We start from the raw sequence: 15,842 nt of genomic DNA on the forward strand, positions 1-15,842 counted from the left end.
ATGAGGGGCAGCGCAACCGGGACGAGGCAGACGGCGGCGCCGCCCGATCGTCACGGCCTGGCTTCGGTGTTGTGACCTGTTGGGTGAGGCCGGGATCTCGCGCCAGCACACGCGATCGCGCGGCGATGCGCCGCCCTCGCGGTCACTCCGCCGGCGGGGCGCGGACGCCGCGGACGGGATTGGCCGGATAGACGCCGACGATCCGCACCTCGGTGGAGAAGAAGCGCAGTTCGTCGATGGCGCGCCGCAGGCCCGGCTCGTCGGGATGGCCCTCGACATCGGCATAGAACTGGGTGGCGAAGAAGAAGCCGCCGACCATGTAGCTCTCGAGCTTGGTCATGTTGACGCCGTTGGTCGCAAAGCCCCCCATCGCCTTGTAGAGCGCCGCCGGCAGGTTGCGCACCGTGAAGAGCAGCGAGGTGATGCAGGGGCCGTCGCCGACGGGCGGCCATCGCGGCTCGTTCGACAGCACGATGAAGCGCGTCATGTTGTGCGTCTCGTCCTCGACGTCGGCGGCGAGGATCTCCAGCCCGTAGATCTCGGCGGCGAGCGCCGGCGCGAGGGCGGCCCTGCCCGGATCCTGCCAGTCGCGCACCAGGCGCGCCGAGCCGGCGGTGTCGCTCTCGGTGACCGGCGTCAGATGCAGCCGGCGCATGGTGTTGCGGCATTGGCCGAGCGCCTGCGGATGGCTGTGCACGGTCCGGATCGTCTGCAGACTCGCGCCGGGGATCGCCATCAACTGGTGATGGATCGGCAGGAAATATTCGCCGACGATGTGGAGGTCGGCCGTCGGCATCAGATGATGGATATCGGCGACGCGCCCGGCAACCGAATTCTCGATCGGGATCATGGCGAGCGCGGCCTGGCCCGAGGAGACCGCGTTGAAGGCGTCCTCGAAGGTCGGGCAGGGCAGCGGCTCGGCCTCGGGAAAGACATTGAGGCTGGCGATATGGGAATTGGCGCCGGGCTCGCCCTGGAAGGCGATCTTGAGGGGGGGCGGACTCATGCGTTGCGGCTTTCCAAGAGGATCCTGGCGCGTTCCAGGTCATGGGGGGTATCGACGCCGAGCGGCACGGCCGGCACGATGGCGACGTCGATGCGCATGCCCGCTTCCAGGGCACGCAATTGCTCCAGGCGCTCGCGCTGTTCCAGCGTCGACGGCGCGAGGCCGACGAAACGGACGAGGGCCGTCCTGCGATAGGCGTAGAGGCCGATGTGATGCAGGAGCGGGCCTTCGCCCCATGGGGCGGTGGCGCGGGTGAAATAGAGGGCGCGCAGCAGGCCGGGCCCGATCGGCGTGCCCACCGCCTTGACGACGTTGGGGTCGGTCCGCTCCTCCTCCCGCGTGATCACCGCGGCGAGGGTGGCGATATCGACCGCCTCGTCGGCGAGCGGGGCGAAGACGGTCCGGATGGTTTCGGGCTCGATCGTCGGCAGGTCGCCCTGCACATTGACGACGACGTCGTGCCGCGCCTGCGGATCGAGCGCGAGCAGCGCCTCATAGATGCGGTCGGAGCCGGACGGATGGTCGGCGCGCGTCATCACCGCCTCGCCGCCGGCGGCGCGCACCGCCGCGGCGACTTCAGGCGCGTCGGTGGCGACGGCGACGCGGCCGAGGCGCGATTCGCAGGCGCGGCGCCAGACATGGACGATCATCGCCTCCCCGGCGATGGGAGCGAGCGGCTTGCCCGGCAGGCGCGTGGAGGCCATGCGCGCGGGAATGAGGATGAGCGGATTGGACAAGGCGGACCATGGTGAGAAGCCGCGCGAAACGCGGCGAGAGTGGGGCGGCGAAAAGTAGCAAGCGCGCGCGATTTATACGAGTTGCAAACAACGGGTCAAACCGGATAGACGAGCCGATGAGGTTTGTCGCTTGACACAAGCGGTGGCCCGCGTCTGTCTGGCGCAGGGATCGGCGGGCTCCCAGGGGCTGCCGTGCCAAGGTTTGTCATATTTGGAGCCGGGGATGAGCTCGTCGTCATCGTTTGAACTGAACAAGATTGCCGGCGCGGTCCTCGGCACGCTGACCCTCACCGTCGCGCTGGGCATCTTCTCCGAGATCATCTTCGAACAGCCCAAGCCGGCCAAGCAGGGCTATGAGCTGGCCGAGGCGACGCCGACCAACACGAGCACTGCGGCTGCCGCTCCCCAGGATCCGCCGCTGGCCGAAGTCCTCGCCAAGGCGTCGGCCGAGCGCGGCGCCGCGATCTTCAAGCGGTGCGGCGCCTGCCATACCGACGACAAGGGCGGCAAGAACGGCGTCGGCCCCAACCTCTACGGCGTGATCGGCGGCCCGAAGGGGCACAAGAGCGACTTCGCCTATTCGGACGCCGTGAAGGCCCTGCACGACAAGGGCGAGACCTGGACCCCGGATGATTTCTACCACTTCATCAAGTCCCCGCAGGCCTTCATCAAGGGCACCAAGATGACCTTCGTCGGCCTGCCGAAGCCGCAGGATCGCGCCGACGTGCTGACCTATCTGAACTCGCAGAGCGACAAGCCCGTCGACCTGCCGAAGTCCTGATCCCTCGTTTTTTGTAGCGCCGCCGTCGGAGCCGGGCCTTGCGCCCGGCTTTTCTCTGTTAGGTTCCCCACTCGACGGAAATTCGGGGGCCGACGGAACCGGCGGCTCCCTCGCTCGTTTCCTTTGCCGGGTGCCTTCGCGCCGAGGCGGCCTCGCCCGGCGCCGCGGCGGTGGGATGACCGGGCGGATGACCCGCGCCCGCATTCCTCTCCGGCAGAAGGGAACGGGCCATGCGCGCGGTCGCTTCCGACGTCATCGATCATCTGGCTGGCATCGATCCCGGCTCCCGTCTCGACGGGATTCGCGGCCGGGCTCCGCAGATACGCGGTGACGCGCAGCAACGCCATCGCGCGCTGTTCCAGTGCGATGACGAGGCGGGCGTGACAAGACAGGAGCGCCATGTCGTCGCCGCCTTCGTCGCCGGCCTGCACCGCGAGCCCTCGATCGTGCAGTTCTACGGCCGCGGCATGGCGGATCCGGACGGGCGGCTGGCCCGCCTCCTGTCCGAGGAGGTCTTTTGCGGCGCCGCGCGGGGGCCCTATGGCCGCTCCGCCGTCCCGCCCGGTGCCAAGGGTGGGGAAGGCATGCGCTATCGTGTCCTGGATGCGCACCGGCCGGTCCTCGGCCGGCGGCTGGCGGCGGCGTTGGAGCATGCCCATCTGCTGGTGTTCCACCCCGGCGACGCCGGGCGCGCCGATCTCCGTGCGCTGGAGGATGCCGGCTGGCCGCCGGAAGGCATCGTGACCCTGTCGCAGCTCGTCGCCTTCCTCGTCTTTCAGATCCGCGCCGTGGCCGGCCTGCGCGTTCTCGATGTGGCCTGACCCGGCAGCCGCCCGCCCAATGCGGGCAGGAAGATCGCCATGACCGCCGCTCCGCCCCTCCCTCATTGCCTCGACGGTCCCGCCGCCTTCGCCCTGGAAGCACCGGCGTGGCTGGGCTGGCTCGAATGCGCTCCGCCGAGCCGCGAGCTTCTCGGCGAGGGCGTCCCGTCCGGCTCGGATGCGGCCTGCTCGCGGGAGGATGGCGTGCGTCGGGTCGAGCAGGCGCTTTGCGCCGCCGTCGCGTCCCGCTTCAACGGCTGCTTCTTCTGCGCCTCCGTCCACGCACGCACCGTTTCGCAGGCCTGCGGCCGGACGGGCGACATGCAGCGCCTCCTCGACCAGGGCACCGCTGCCGATCTCGGCCCGCGCTGGAACGCCATCGCCGCCGCATCGGCGGCTCTGTCCGCCACGCCGAGCCAGTTCGGGGCCGGGCATGTCCGCGAACTGCGCCGCGTCGGGCTGGACGATGACGCCATCGCGGCGATGATCAACGCCGTCGCGCTGTGCAACGGCGTCAATCGCCTGACGTTGTCGCTGGGCGAGCCGGCAGGGTCCGGCACCGGCCGCGACGGCGGACGTCCGGCCGCGAACCGGAATGCGGAATGCCAGACCTCCTCGTAGAGCGGGGAGGCGTGCGCGGTGCCTCAGGCCAGCGCCGCGTGGGTGACGAATTTCGTCGTCAGATAGGCTTCCATCGCTTCCAGGCCGCCTTCGGAGCCGTAGCCGCTGTCCTTGACGCCGCCGAACGGCACTTCGGGCAAGGCGAGGCCGAGATGGTTGATCGTCAGCATGCCCGTCTCGATGCCGGCGGACAGCGTCGCCACGTTCCGGGACGCGCGCGAGAAGGCATAGGCCGCGAGGCCGAAGGGCAGGCGGTTGGCTTCCGCCACCGCCTCGTCGAGATCGTGGAAGGACGTCATCAGCGCGACCGGCCCGAACGGCTCCTCGTTCATGATGCGCATGTCGCGGGTCACGCCGGTCAGGACGGTCGGTTCCAGGAAATTGCCGGTATTGCCGACGCGGCTGCCGCCGGTGGCGACGCTCGCCCCCTTCTGCTGCGCATCGGCGATGAGGCTGCCCAGCGCATCCAGGCGGCGGGAATTGACGACCGGGCCCATGCGGGTGGCCGGATCGAGGCCGTCGCCGACCTGGATGGCGCGCGCGTGCTGGACGAAGCGGTCCACGAACGCATCCATCACCTTTTCCTGTACGAGGAAGCGGGTCGGCGAGACGCAGACCTGCCCGGCATTGCGGAACTTCGAGGCGGACAGGAGCGTGCTCGCGGCTTCGATGTCGGCATCGTCGCAGATGATCGCGGGCGCATGGCCGCCGAGTTCCATCGTCACCCGCTTCATGTGGCGGCCGGCGAGCGCGGCGAGATGCTTGCCCACCGGCACCGATCCGGTGAACGATACCTTACGGATCGTCGGATGCGGGACGAGATGCTCCGAAATCTCGGCAGGCGTTCCGAAGACGAGGTTGAGGACGCCCGCCGGCACGCCCGCTTCGACCAGCGCCGCGGCCAGCGCCGCCGCCGAGGCCGGGGTTTCCTCCGACGCCTTGACGATGATCGAGCAGCCGGCGGCGAGCGCCGCGGCGACCTTGCGCACCACCTGGCTCATGGGGAAGTTCCACGGCGTGAAGGCGGCGACCGGCCCGACCGGCTCGCGGAGCGAGAGCTGGCTGACGCCTTCGGCCCGGGCCGGAATCACCCGCCCATAGGTCCGGCGCGCTTCCTCCGCGAACCAGTCGAGGATGTCGGCGGTGCTGAGGACCTCCATCCGGGCTTCGGCGAGGGGCTTGCCCTGCTCCATCGTCATCGCCGTCGCGATGGCCTCGAAGCGCGTCCGCACCAACTCGGCGGCGCGGCGCATGATCTTGCTGCGCTCGAAGGCCGAGATGGCGCGCCAGACCCGGAAGCCCTTCTCGGCGGCCGTCAGCGCGTCGTCGAGATCGGCGATGCCGGCATGGGCGACCGACCCGATGCGCTCATTGGTCGCGGGATTGAGGACGTCGATGGTCCGGCCGTCATGGCTCGGGCGCCAGACGCCGTCGATGAGCAGCTGCGTGTCGGAATACATGGGGCAATTCCTTGAAGGCGATGAATCGTCGGGCGCGCCGGCCGCAAGCCGGGGCTTGCAGCCGGCCGGGGGCGCATCGGTGCCCGTCGCCCGGCTCGTCACCTTGTAGACCAGACGCGCGTCTTTTGGCAGCCACACGGCGTCGGCGGGGCGCAGCACGATGTCGCCGCCGACGCGGCACGGGGCCTTATCGCGGGTCGGTGCCCGCGATGGCGGGCGGCCGGGCCTTCCGCAAGCCCGTCGGCACCCCAACCGTCGCCGGCACGGGCAGGACGGCATGCGCGCCGGCGATGGCGGCGATGCGCTCGGCGAGGTCCGGCGGGAACGGGGTGGAGCGCCCCTCCTTCATGTCCACATGCACCAGGATCTGCTCGGCGGTCGCCAGCGTCTGGCCGGTCGCCTCGTCGGTCATGCCGTGGAAGACGTGCAGGCGCTTGGCGTCGTGGTCGAGCAGCTGCAGCGTCAGGGCCAGGCGGTCGCCGATATGGGCCTCGCGCCGGTTGTGGATGCGCGTCTCCACCGTATAGATCGACCGGCCGGCGGCCCGATAGGCTTCGTCGATGCCGATATAGCGGAAGAAGCAGTCGGAGGAATCGCCGAAGACCAGCAGGAAGGCGCTTTCGGTCATGTGGTCGTTATAGTCGGTCCAGGCCTCGATCACCGGCGTACGGTGCAGGGCCAGCGGCGCCGGGACCGGCTTCGACCAGTCCCAACCCGCGAAGGGCTTGCCCTCGTTCGGTGCGACGACGCGTGTCGGCCGGTCCTGCATCGGATGTCGAGCCCTATTTCTGCTTGCGGAGGCCGAGCTTTTCGCGCGCTTCGGCGGGGGTCAGGGCGCGCCCGCCCATGCGCTCGACGATTTCCTTGGCGCGGGCGGTCAGCGACCCGTTGGAGGCGGGCACGCCGCGGTCGAGCCAGATATTGTCTTCGAGGCCGACGCGCACATTGCCGCCGAGCAGCATGGCCTGCGCCACGAAGGGCATTTGCATGCGTCCGATGGCGAAGCCCGCCCAATTGGCACCCGCCGGAAGGTGGTTGCGCATGGCCAGCATGGTCTCGGTGGTGGCCTCCGCGCCCCAGGGGATGCCGAGGCAGAGCTGGAACAGCGGCGGCGCATCGATCAGGCCGCGCTTGATCAGGTCCTTGGCGAGCCAGATATGGCCGAGCTCGAAGCATTCGATCTCGGGCTTGACGCCGACCGCCTGGATGCGCTGCGCCATGTCGCGCAGCAGGTCCGCCGTGCCCACGAACAGGCCGTCGCCGAAATTGAGCGAGCCGCAGTCGAGGGTGCAGATCTCGGGCCTGAGTTCCTCGACATGGGCGACGCGCTCGGCGGCGTTGGCGATGTCGGTGCCCGGTCCGCCGGTGCGTGGGTTCTGCGGATCGAAGAAGAAATCGCCGCCCATGCCGGCGGTGAGGTTGATCACCACGTCGACGCCGGAATCGCGGATGCGCTCGACCGCCTCGCGGTAATGTTCGAGCTTGCGCCCGGCCTTGCCGGTCTCGGGATCGCGCACGTGGAGATGGGCGATCGCCGCCCCCGCCTTGGCCGCCTCGATCGCCGAATCGGCGATCTGCTTGGGCGTGACGGGGATGGCGGGATGCCTGCCGACCGTATCGCCGGCCCCGGTGATCGCGCAGGAAATGATGATGTCGGTGTTCACGAGCGTTCTCCTTTGCCGCGATGTTAGGGGACGGCGATGCGGCCTCGTGACCTGCCGCGACAATCAGATGGCCGAATGCGACAGGCCGGCGGCGAAGGCGCGGGCGGCGTCGATCGCGGCGTGCCGGTCGCGCCAGAAGCGCATGTTGAGCTCGTGGATGGCGATCGCCTCCGGCGGGAAGGCGCATTGCGCGGCGATCGCCGCCCATGGCACCGAGCCCCAGCCCTGGGGCAGATGGAGGTCGCCGAAGCCGAAGGCATTGGCCTCGGCGCTGGCATAGACCCAGGGCAGGTCCGGTATGCCGAAGGAATCGTGCAGGTGCAGATGCTTGGAGAAGGGAGCCAGCGCCCTGGCTTCCGCAAGGAAGTCGTAGCGATGCTGGGTGGCATGGATCAGGCCGTGGCTGAAATCGAAGGTGGCGCGCACATGGTCGTGGCCGATCGCCTCCAGTTCGCGCGCGAGGCGGGCGATGCTCGGCGTCGCGGCATAGGGGCCGAAGTCGAAGAGGTTCTCGACGCAGAGCGTCACCGCGTGCTCGGCCGCAAACTCGCCGGCGCGATGCAGGCAATCCCGCTGGCGCCCGGCCGCGTTCTCGAAATCATGCCGCTCGTCCGGCTGCATCATGCCGGCATGGATGACGAGATGCGGGGCGCCGATGCGCGCGCAGATCTCGATGAAGGCCTTGGTCGCCTCGAGGAAGCGCGGCAGTTGGGCTTCCGGTCCCATGAAGTTGATCGACAGCGGGCCGTGGATGGTGAAGCCGTGTCCGCGTCCCTCGCAGATCGCCGCGAACTCGGCGACCCGTGCCGGCAACAGCCTGCCGGCGATCACGAGGTCATAGGCATAAGCGGGGATCTCGACATAGCCGAGGCCGAGACCGGCCATGTCGTCGAGGGTGGCGGCGAAGTCGGAGAGGTCGGGCTGGCCTTCGCGCGCGGCGAGACCGACTGGAATGGAAAGCGACATGGCGGGCCTGGGAAATGAACGATGGCGGGAGGACGGCGACGCCAAGCCTTACATGATTTCCAAGCCTTGCATGATCTCAATGACGGTCACACGGGGCCGTTGGCGCCGCCTTTGCCCGTTGCGGCCGGTCCATCACTCGCGCAGGAACGCCAGCAGGTCCTGGTTGAACGCGTCGGGTGCCTCCAGATGCGGCACATGGCCGAGGCCCGGAAAGACGACAAGGCGGCAATGCCGGGCCTCCGCGCAGGCGTCCCGGGCCAGCACCGGGAAATCGCCCATCCTGGCGGCGACCTCGGGCGGCGCATAGGCCCGCAGCGGCGTCGTGCGGTCGGCCCCGCCCACCATCATCAGCATCGGCATCTCCAGGAAGCGGTATTCATAGCGCACCGGCTGGCGGTAGATCATCTGGTAGGTCAGGGCCACCGCCATTGCATAGCGGTCGAACTCGCCGCTGAGGCCGATGCGGGCGCGCCATTCGACGAAGGGTTCGTACTGGCTTGCGGGCAGCACGGGGAAATAACGCTTGATGAAGGCCCGGTACTGCTCGACCGTCTGGTTGCGCTCGGCCTCGAACAGCGTCCGGGTGGTCTGCGGCGGAATCGAGAGGCGGTAATCTTCGAGGCCGATCGGGTCCTCCAGCACGAGCCGCCGAATCCGGGAGGGAAAGGTGCGGGCGAAGCGGACGGCCAGCATGCCGCCGGTCGAATGGCCGATCAGGTCGACATCGCTGACGTGCAGGCTGTCGAGCAGCCGGGCGGTGTTGGCGGCCAGGACATCGAAGGAGTAGTCGATTTCCGGCTTGGACGATTTGTTGAAGCCGATCTGGTCGGGTACGACGACACGATAGCCGGCGCCGGCCAGGGCCTCGATCGTCAGGCGCCAGTAGGAACTGTCGAAATTCTTGCCGTGGAAGAGAAGGGCCGTGCGCCCGTTCGGCGTGGCTGACGGCGCCACGTCCATATAGGCCATGCGCAGGGCCTGACCCTGCTCCTCGACGGGCATGAAATGGACGGGATAGGGATAGGGCCAGGATTCAAGGCCGATCCCCAGCGCCTGCGTGTAAACGGGGCCTTGGATTCCGGCGGGGGCTGCCGTCTGGGCCGCGGCCGGAAGGCAGGCGAAAGCGAGACAGAAAGCGACGAGCGTCGCGGCCCCATGAAGGGCGCGCCATGCCGGCGGGAAACGAAATTTGGATGACACCCGGGATCTCCTGCTGCAAGGTGCACTGCACAATTTAGAAGACGAATGACGCCGCCGGCCCTTGCGCCCCCGCATAAAGCGCGCCAGTTTGTTGATAATTCGACGGCTAACCTGCACGGGATGGGCAGACCATCCCCTTGGGTATTGTGATGTTTGACAATTTTTCAGGTGACGGGCTCGGCGTGCTCTCCGCGCCGGTCTATTCGCTTTACGAAGCCACGCATGCGGCCCTGGGCCCCTCCCGCGCTTTTTCCGACGCGACCAGGGCATTCTTCGAGAATCCCGGCAACCCCTTTTCGAAGACGCCGTGGGCCAAGTCGGTGGTGGCCGCCTGTGAGGTGTTCGAGCGCGTGACGCGCCGCTACGGCAAGCCGGCCTTCGGCATCAAGGACGTGCTGGTCGGCGGCGAGCGCGTGGCGGTGCATGAGGAAATCGTCTGGCAGCGGCCCTTCTGCAACCTCCTGCATTTTTCCCGCGCCGTCCGCGGCGCTCGCCGGCCCGACCCGAAGCTGCTGATCGTGGCGCCGATGTCGGGCCATTATGCGACGCTGCTCCGCGGCACCGTGGCGGCGTTCCTGCCCAATCACGAGGTCTACATCACCGATTGGGTCGATGCCCGCATGGTGCCGGCCGCGGAAGGCCGCTTCGATCTCGACGACTACATCGACTATGTCATTTCCATGCTGCACACGCTCGGCCCCGACACCCATGTGGTCGGGGTCTGCCAGCCTTCGGTGCCGGTGATGGCGGCGGTCTCCCGCATGGAAGCCGAGCAGGACCCCTATATCCCGCAGACCATGACGCTGATGGGCGGACCGATCGATACCCGCCTGTCGCCGACCAAGGTCAACGACGTCGCGGTCGACAAGGGCATCGACTGGTTCCGCAGCAACGTCATCACCAAGGTGCCGTTTCCGCATCCCGGCTTCATGCGCGACGTCTATCCCGGCTTCCTGCAGCTGAGCGGCTTCATGACGATGAACATCGATCGCCACGTCAACGCGCACAAGTCTCTCTATTTCGACCTCGTGCGCGGCGACGGCGACAATGCCCAGAAGCATCGCGAATTCTATGACGAATATCTCTCGGTCATGGATCTCACCGCCGAGTTCTACCTGCAGACGGTGGAGACCGTGTTCATCAATTTTGCCCTCGCCAAGGGCGAGATGACCCACCGGGGCAAGCCGGTCGATCCCGCCGCGATCCGCAACGTCGCCCTGCTGACCGTGGAGGGCGAGAACGACGACATCACCGGCCATGGCCAGACCCAGGCCGCGCACGGGCTGTGCGTCAATCTTCCGCCGGAGAAGAAGGCCCATTACACCCAGATGGGCGTCGGCCATTACGGCGTGTTCAACGGTTCCCGCTTCCGTTCGGAGATCGCGCCGCGCATCGCCGATTTCATCCGCTCCAACGCCGCGCCGAGCGTCGTCCCGCGGGGCGGCGGCGCCGCCAAGCGGCCGGTTTCCTCCGATGCCGAGCGCCCCAAGCCTCGCCTGGTCAAGGAATGACCCTGGTGCTTTGCGGCGCCTGCCGATGGAACCGCCGGCCGTCGGCATGAGCCGGACGTGGTGAACCGCCGGGAGGAAGGCGATGGACGTGCTGTCGCCTGAGGAATGGACGGCGCTTCGGCTCAGCCTTCAGATCGCCGGGCTCGCCACGATGCTGTCGCTCGTGCCGGCCATCGCCGCCGCCTGGATCCTCGCGCGCCGCGATTTTCCCGGCAAGGCGCTGTTCGACGGCCTCATCCACCTGCCCCTGGTGCTGCCGCCGGTGGTCACCGGCTATGTCCTGCTGGTCCTGTTCGGGCGCAACGGCGAGATCGGCGCCTTTCTGGCCGTGCATTTCGGCGTGGTGCTCGCCTTCCGCTGGACCGGGGCGGCCCTGGCCTGCGCCGTCATGGGCTTTCCCCTCATGGTGCGCGCCATCCGTCTGGCCATCGAGGCCGTCGACCCGCGGCTCGAGGCGGCGGCCGGCACCCTCGGCGCCAATCCCTTCCTCGCCTTCGGCGTGGTGACGCTGCCCCTCGCTTTGCCCGGCATCATCGCCGGCATGGTGCTCGCCTTTGCCAAGGCGCTCGGCGAATTCGGCGCCACCATCACCTTCGTCTCCAATATTCCCGGCGAGACGCAGACCCTGTCCGCCGCGATCTACACCGCGCTCCAGGATCCCAATGGCGACCGCACCGTCCTGCGGCTGACCCTGGTGTCCGTGGCGCTGGCTCTTGCCGCCCTCATCGTCTCCGAAGCCTTGGCGAGGCGGGCACGGGCCCGCATCGGCCAGGGGCGCGTGGACGGCTAAACCAAAATGCGTCCAGGCAGGGGTGGTCCACCAATTTAACGCATTGGTATCAAAAGAATTTTGCAATCCCTGGTGATCCGATCCGACGGCAGAACACGCCAGAATCCGATTCAATTGCCCCCGATTCTGCCTTAAGGCTTGAGGGAGCACCCGCCCTTCGTCGTGAACCGCGAGATTCAGCCCCGGATGACCACGCCTCTTCTCGACGTCCGCGATCTCTCGGCCGCATTCCATCAGGACGGCGAAACCACGCTTGCGGTCGATCGCGTCTCCTTCGCCCTCGACAAGGGCGAGACCCTGGCGCTCGTCGGCGAATCCGGTTCCGGCAAGTCGGTCACCGCGCTCTCGATCGTCCAGCTCCTCAATTATCCCGCCGCGTCGCACCCCTCCGGCCGCATCCTGTTCAAGGGGCGCGATCTCATGGGCGCGCCCGAGCCGGTGATGCGCAAGGTGCGCGGCGCCGACATCACCATGGTGTTCCAGGAGCCGATGACCTCGCTCAATCCGCTGCATAGCGTCGAGCGGCAGATCGGCGAGATTCTCAGCGTGCATCAGGGCATGTCGCGGCAGGCGGCGCGGGTGCGCACGCTCGACCTGCTGCGCCAGGTCGGCATCCGCGACGCGGACAAGCGGCTCGATGCCTTTCCGCATCAATTGTCCGGCGGCCAGCGCCAGCGCGTGATGATCGCGATGGCGCTGGCGAACGACCCGGACCTTCTCATCGCGGACGAGCCGACCACGGCGCTCGACGTCACGGTCCAGGCGCAGATCCTCGCCTTGCTGAAGGACATCCAGCGGCGCACCGGCATGGCGATGCTGTTCATCACCCATGATCTCGGCATCGTGCGCAAGCTCGCCGACCGGGTCTGCGTCATGCTGAAGGGCCGCATCGTCGACGCCGGGCCGACCCATGAGGTGTTCGCCAACCCCACCAGCGACTATACCAGGCGCCTGCTCGCCGCCGAGCCGAAAGGCCGGCCAACGCCGTTCGATCCCGATGCCCGCACCATCGTCACCACGGAAGGGCTGGAGGTCTGGTTCCCGATCAAGGCCGGCCTGATGCGCAGGACCGTCGGCTATGTGAAGGCGGTCGACGGTATCAGCGTCGCGGTGAAGGAGGGCCAGACGCTCGGCGTCGTCGGGGAGTCCGGATCCGGCAAGACCACGCTGGGCCTCGCCATCCTTCGCCTGATTTCGAGCAAGGGGCCGATCGCCTATCTCGGCCGGCCGATCCAGGGCCTCGGCCGGGCCGCGATGAACCCGCTGCGCAAGGACATGCAGATCGTGTTCCAGGATCCCTATGGCGCGTTGTCGCCGCGGCTTTCGATCGCCCAGATCGTCGAGGAGGGGCTGCTGGTCCAGGGCAAGGCGATGTCGGCCGCCCGGAGGCGCGAGGCCGTCGCGGCGACCCTCGTCGGTGTCGGCATCGATCCGGCGGTGATGGACCGCTATCCGCACGAATTCTCCGGCGGCCAGCGCCAGCGCATCGCCATCGCCCGCGCCATGGTGCTGGAGCCCCGCTTCGTCGTGCTCGACGAGCCCACCTCGGCGCTCGACATGTCGGTGCAGGCCCAGATCGTCGATCTGCTGCGCGAGTTGCAGCAGCGCCACAAGCTGGCCTATCTCTTCATCAGCCACGACCTCAAGGTCGTCCGCGCCCTTGCCAACGAGGTGATGGTGATGCAGGCGGGCAAGGTGGTCGAACACGGGCCGGCGACGGAGATCTTCGACCATCCGCGCGAGGACTACACCAAGGCGCTGCTGGCGGCGGCCTTCTCGATCGAGGCCGTGGACGTCGATGCCGTGAGCCAGTGATCCGCACCACGCCGCCCGCCACCGCGCGTCCCCCCATCCCTTCCATTCAGGTCCGGCTGTCATGGCTCTTCTTCTCTGCATCACCCAGTGGGACGCCGCGCGCTGGCTCGACCGGCTGCGCCGCCTCGCGCCCGATCGCGACATCCGCGCCTGGCCGGATGTCGGCGACCCCGCCGAGATCACCTATGCCGCCGTATGGAAGCAGCCGCCGGGCCTGCTGGCGACCTTCCCCAATCTCCGGGGAATCGTCTCTCTGGGCGCGGGGGTCGACCATGTGCTGGCCGATCCCGCGCTGCCGCCGGTGCCGCTCGGGCGGGTGATCGACGACAGCCTCACCCACCGCATGAGCGAATGGGTGGTGATGCATGCGCTGATGCATCTGCGCAACCAGGCCGGCTACCAGGCGCTGCAGCGCCAGAGGATCTGGCGCGAGCTCGATCCCTCGCCCGAGGCGCGCGAGCTGCGCGTCGGGGTGATGGGTCTCGGCGTGCTCGGCCTCGATGCGGTGCGCAAGCTCGCCCTCATGGGCTTTGACGTCGCGGGATGGAGCCGGACGCCCAAGCAGGTCGACGCCATTCCCTGCTTCGCGGGCGAGGACCTCGACCGCTTTCTCGCACGGACGGATCTGCTCGTATCGCTCCTGCCGCTGACGCCGGCGACGCGCGGCATCCTCGACCGGAGCCTGTTCGGGAAGCTGGCGCGCGACGGCGTCTTCGGCGCGCCGATCCTGATGAATGCCGGGCGCGGCGGCCTGCAGGTCGAGGCCGACATCCTCGCCGCGCTGGACGACGGCACCCTGCGCGCCGCCACCCTCGATGTGTTCGAGAGCGAGCCCCTGCCCCCCGAGAGCCCGCTCTGGCTGCATCCGAACGTCACCATCTCCCCGCACAATTCCTCGATCTCGGACGAGGAGGCGGTCGGCCGCTTCGTGCTCCGCCAGGTCGAGCGGCATGAACGCGGCCTGCCTTTCGAGGCGCCGGTGGATATCGCCAGGCAGTATTGAGGGCGCGCGCCCGGCCGGCCTCGGCATCCGCGCCCAAGCCGTTGACAAACAAGCCGTATTCGAGCCCGTCCGGCAGGAAGCCGCGGCGTGGATTACATCCTTTTAAGGCGGGGCGAAAACGCATCGGCGTTGACGCGGGATCAAGACGGTCCTACCTAGATGGGTGGGCCGGTCCTGACGGCCGGTTCGTGGATGCAGGCCCCTCAGGCCTGCTTATCTCAGAAGCGGAGCGAAGCATGACCTTGCGTGTCTCCGGACAAAATCTCGACATTGGCGAGGCGTTGCGTACCCACGTCCAGGCGCGGGTGGCCGATAGCCTGTCGAAGTATTTTGACCACGACTATACCGGACATGTCACCGTTAAGAGGGAGGGGACGGGGTTTCGGACCGACTGCCTCATCCATCTCTCCACGGGTCTTACGCTGCAGACGGAATCGATGGCGCATGACCCGCATGCCAGTGTCGACCTGGCGACGGAACGGCTCACAAAGCGGCTCAAGCGCTACAAGCACCGCATCAAGGACTATCATGCCGGGCCCGACTCGGGGGCCGACGGCGAATCCATCGACTACGTCATCGCCGCCCCGGACGAGGAGGAAGCGGCGCCCGGCGAATTCACGCCGGTGATCGTCGCCGAGAATTCCAAGCGCATGAAACGCCTCTCGGTCAGCCAGGCGGTGACCGACCTCGATCTGACCGGCGCCGGAGCCCTGGTGTTTCGCCACGCTGGACATGGCCGCGTGAACGTGGTTTACCGCCGCTCCGACGGCCATATCGGCTGGATCGACCTGCCGCATGTTGCGGCGGACGCATCCTGACCGGCCCATCAATCATGCGCCTGCCTCGACGAGAGGCGGGCGCCGGGCCGGTGGCGAACCGGCAGGCAAACACGAACAAGATTGAGCCGACGATCGCCTCGAGTGCGGCCGTGCTCGAACCATCCGCGAGGAATTCGATGCCTCTGAGCGATCTGCTGCCGCAGGATGCGGTGCTTCCGGCGCTGAAGGTAAACTCAAAAAAGCAGGCTTTGCAGGAAATTTCCGCCCAGGCGGCGGCTTTGACCGGTATCGGCGAACGCGAAATCTTCGACACGCTCCTGCAGCGCGAGCGGCTGGGATCCACCGGCGTCGGCAACGGCATCGCCATTCCGCACGGCAAGCTCGGCAAGATCAACCGGATTTTCGGTCTTTTCGCCCGGCTCGAAAGGCCGATCGACTATGAGGCGCTGGATGGCCAGCCCGTCGACCTGATCTTCCTGCTGCTGGCCCCCGAAAGCGCGGGCGCCGACCATCTGCGTGCGCTGTCGCGTATCGCGCGCATGTTGCGGGATCCCGGCATCGTCCAGAAATTGCGCGCGACCCGCGACGGCGCGGGGCTCCACGCCATCCTCTGCGACGAGCCGGCATCCCACGCTGCATAGGACGGACCGGCCCGCGGTGCGATGACCGCCTGCGGCCGCCGCGGGAG

General features: G+C 68.0%; 16 protein-coding genes. 9 read left to right on the forward strand and 7 right to left on the reverse strand.

The features are described from left to right. Positions 1-142: 142 nt before the first annotated feature. A complete protein-coding gene (locus tag J3R73_RS10285) occupies positions 143-1,006 on the reverse strand; it encodes a prephenate dehydratase (protein WP_307425934.1) in 864 nt (287 codons plus the stop codon). After that, complete coding sequence (locus J3R73_RS10290; RefSeq protein WP_307425936.1) at positions 1,003-1,743, reverse strand: 3-deoxy-manno-octulosonate cytidylyltransferase; 741 nt, start codon at positions 1,741-1,743, stop codon at positions 1,003-1,005. Before J3R73_RS10290 ends, J3R73_RS10285 begins: the two co-directional genes overlap by 4 nt. Positions 1,744-1,966: 223 nt before the next feature. On the opposite strand from J3R73_RS10290, the gene J3R73_RS10295 reads away from it, so the two are divergent. The 3 genes from J3R73_RS10295 (at position 1,967) to J3R73_RS10305 (ending at position 3,966) form a co-directional block, all read left to right on the forward strand. Continuing rightward, a complete protein-coding gene (locus tag J3R73_RS10295) occupies positions 1,967-2,524 on the forward strand; it encodes a c-type cytochrome (protein WP_307425937.1) in 558 nt (185 codons plus the stop codon). Positions 2,525-2,754: 230 nt separating this feature from the next. Continuing rightward, positions 2,755-3,345 (forward strand): CMD domain protein, encoded by a 591-nt coding sequence (locus J3R73_RS10300; protein ID WP_307425940.1) that lies wholly within the window; start codon positions 2,755-2,757, stop codon positions 3,343-3,345. A gap of 39 nt (positions 3,346-3,384) precedes the next feature. Further along, complete coding sequence (locus J3R73_RS10305) at positions 3,385-3,966, forward strand: peroxidase-related enzyme (protein WP_307425942.1); 582 nt, start codon at positions 3,385-3,387, stop codon at positions 3,964-3,966. A 23-nt stretch (positions 3,967-3,989) separates the two neighbouring features. Here the strand turns inward: J3R73_RS10305 and J3R73_RS10310 are convergent, their stop codons facing one another. The 5 genes from J3R73_RS10310 to J3R73_RS10330 form a co-directional block, all read right to left on the reverse strand. Then, positions 3,990-5,426, reverse strand: a complete 1,437-nt coding sequence (locus J3R73_RS10310; protein ID WP_307425943.1) for an NAD-dependent succinate-semialdehyde dehydrogenase — start codon at positions 5,424-5,426, stop codon at positions 3,990-3,992. 187 nt (positions 5,427-5,613) lie between these two features. Beyond that, positions 5,614-6,195 carry a thioesterase family protein gene (locus J3R73_RS10315; protein ID WP_307425944.1) on the reverse strand — a complete coding sequence of 194 codons (582 nt, stop codon included), beginning with the start codon at positions 6,193-6,195 and terminating at the stop codon, positions 5,614-5,616. 13 nt (positions 6,196-6,208) lie between these two features. Then, positions 6,209-7,090 (reverse strand): beta-keto acid cleavage family enzyme, encoded by an 882-nt coding sequence (locus J3R73_RS10320; protein WP_307425946.1) that lies wholly within the window; start codon positions 7,088-7,090, stop codon positions 6,209-6,211. A 63-nt stretch (positions 7,091-7,153) separates the two neighbouring features. Further along, positions 7,154-8,056, reverse strand: a complete 903-nt coding sequence (locus J3R73_RS10325) for a sugar phosphate isomerase/epimerase family protein (RefSeq protein ID WP_307425951.1) — start codon at positions 8,054-8,056, stop codon at positions 7,154-7,156. Between the two features lie 132 nt (positions 8,057-8,188). Continuing rightward, positions 8,189-9,256, reverse strand: a complete 1,068-nt coding sequence (locus J3R73_RS10330) for an alpha/beta fold hydrolase (protein ID WP_307425954.1) — start codon at positions 9,254-9,256, stop codon at positions 8,189-8,191. A gap of 149 nt (positions 9,257-9,405) precedes the next feature. On the opposite strand from J3R73_RS10330, the gene J3R73_RS10335 reads away from it, so the two are divergent. From J3R73_RS10335 to ptsN, 6 genes are all read left to right on the forward strand, one after another. Beyond that, complete coding sequence (locus tag J3R73_RS10335) at positions 9,406-10,767, forward strand: polyhydroxyalkanoate depolymerase (RefSeq protein WP_307425957.1); 1,362 nt, start codon at positions 9,406-9,408, stop codon at positions 10,765-10,767. A gap of 82 nt (positions 10,768-10,849) precedes the next feature. Next, positions 10,850-11,557, forward strand: coding sequence for a molybdate ABC transporter permease subunit (gene modB, locus J3R73_RS10340; protein WP_307425959.1), 708 nt, complete (start codon positions 10,850-10,852; stop codon positions 11,555-11,557). Between the two features lie 186 nt (positions 11,558-11,743). Then, positions 11,744-13,372: an ABC transporter ATP-binding protein gene (locus tag J3R73_RS10345; protein WP_307425964.1), complete on the forward strand. Its 1,629-nt coding sequence runs from the start codon at positions 11,744-11,746 to the stop codon at positions 13,370-13,372. A gap of 61 nt (positions 13,373-13,433) precedes the next feature. Further along, on the forward strand, positions 13,434-14,375 hold the full coding sequence (locus J3R73_RS10350; RefSeq protein WP_307425967.1) for a 2-hydroxyacid dehydrogenase: 942 nt from the start codon (positions 13,434-13,436) through the stop codon (positions 14,373-14,375). Positions 14,376-14,611: 236 nt separating this feature from the next. Further along, entirely contained in the window at positions 14,612-15,193 is a 582-nt protein-coding gene (gene hpf / locus J3R73_RS10355; RefSeq protein ID WP_307425971.1) for a ribosome hibernation-promoting factor, HPF/YfiA family, read from the forward strand. A 137-nt stretch (positions 15,194-15,330) separates the two neighbouring features. After that, a complete protein-coding gene (gene ptsN, locus J3R73_RS10360; protein ID WP_307437254.1) occupies positions 15,331-15,795 on the forward strand; it encodes a PTS IIA-like nitrogen regulatory protein PtsN in 465 nt (154 codons plus the stop codon). The last annotated feature ends 47 nt before the right edge of the window (positions 15,796-15,842 follow it).

Source organism: Labrys monachus (assembly GCF_030814655.1).
GTDB lineage: Bacteria > Pseudomonadota > Alphaproteobacteria > Rhizobiales > Labraceae > Labrys > Labrys monacha.

Bases quoted from the DNA above. Each gene is read 5' to 3' on its own strand.
- J3R73_RS10345 (WP_307425964.1), top strand. From the start codon at position 11,744: ATGACCACGCCTCTTCTCGACGTCCGCGATCTCTCGGCCGCATTCCAT.
- modB (WP_307425959.1), top strand. From the start codon at position 10,850: ATGGACGTGCTGTCGCCTGAGGAATGGACGGCGCTTCGGCTCAGCCTT.
- J3R73_RS10325 (WP_307425951.1), bottom strand. From the start codon at position 8,056: ATGTCGCTTTCCATTCCAGTCGGTCTCGCCGCGCGCGAAGGCCAGCCC.
- ptsN (WP_307437254.1), top strand. From the start codon at position 15,331: ATGCCTCTGAGCGATCTGCTGCCGCAGGATGCGGTGCTTCCGGCGCTG.
- J3R73_RS10315 (WP_307425944.1), bottom strand. From the start codon at position 6,195: ATGCAGGACCGGCCGACACGCGTCGTCGCACCGAACGAGGGCAAGCCC.
- hpf (WP_307425971.1), top strand. From the start codon at position 14,612: ATGACCTTGCGTGTCTCCGGACAAAATCTCGACATTGGCGAGGCGTTG.
- J3R73_RS10310 (WP_307425943.1), bottom strand. From the start codon at position 5,426: ATGTATTCCGACACGCAGCTGCTCATCGACGGCGTCTGGCGCCCGAGC.
- J3R73_RS10305 (WP_307425942.1), top strand. From the start codon at position 3,385: ATGACCGCCGCTCCGCCCCTCCCTCATTGCCTCGACGGTCCCGCCGCC.
- J3R73_RS10295 (WP_307425937.1), top strand. From the start codon at position 1,967: ATGAGCTCGTCGTCATCGTTTGAACTGAACAAGATTGCCGGCGCGGTC.
- J3R73_RS10350 (WP_307425967.1), top strand. From the start codon at position 13,434: ATGGCTCTTCTTCTCTGCATCACCCAGTGGGACGCCGCGCGCTGGCTC.
- J3R73_RS10300 (WP_307425940.1), top strand. From the start codon at position 2,755: ATGCGCGCGGTCGCTTCCGACGTCATCGATCATCTGGCTGGCATCGAT.
- J3R73_RS10285 (WP_307425934.1), bottom strand. From the start codon at position 1,006: ATGAGTCCGCCCCCCCTCAAGATCGCCTTCCAGGGCGAGCCCGGCGCC.
- J3R73_RS10335 (WP_307425957.1), top strand. From the start codon at position 9,406: ATGTTTGACAATTTTTCAGGTGACGGGCTCGGCGTGCTCTCCGCGCCG.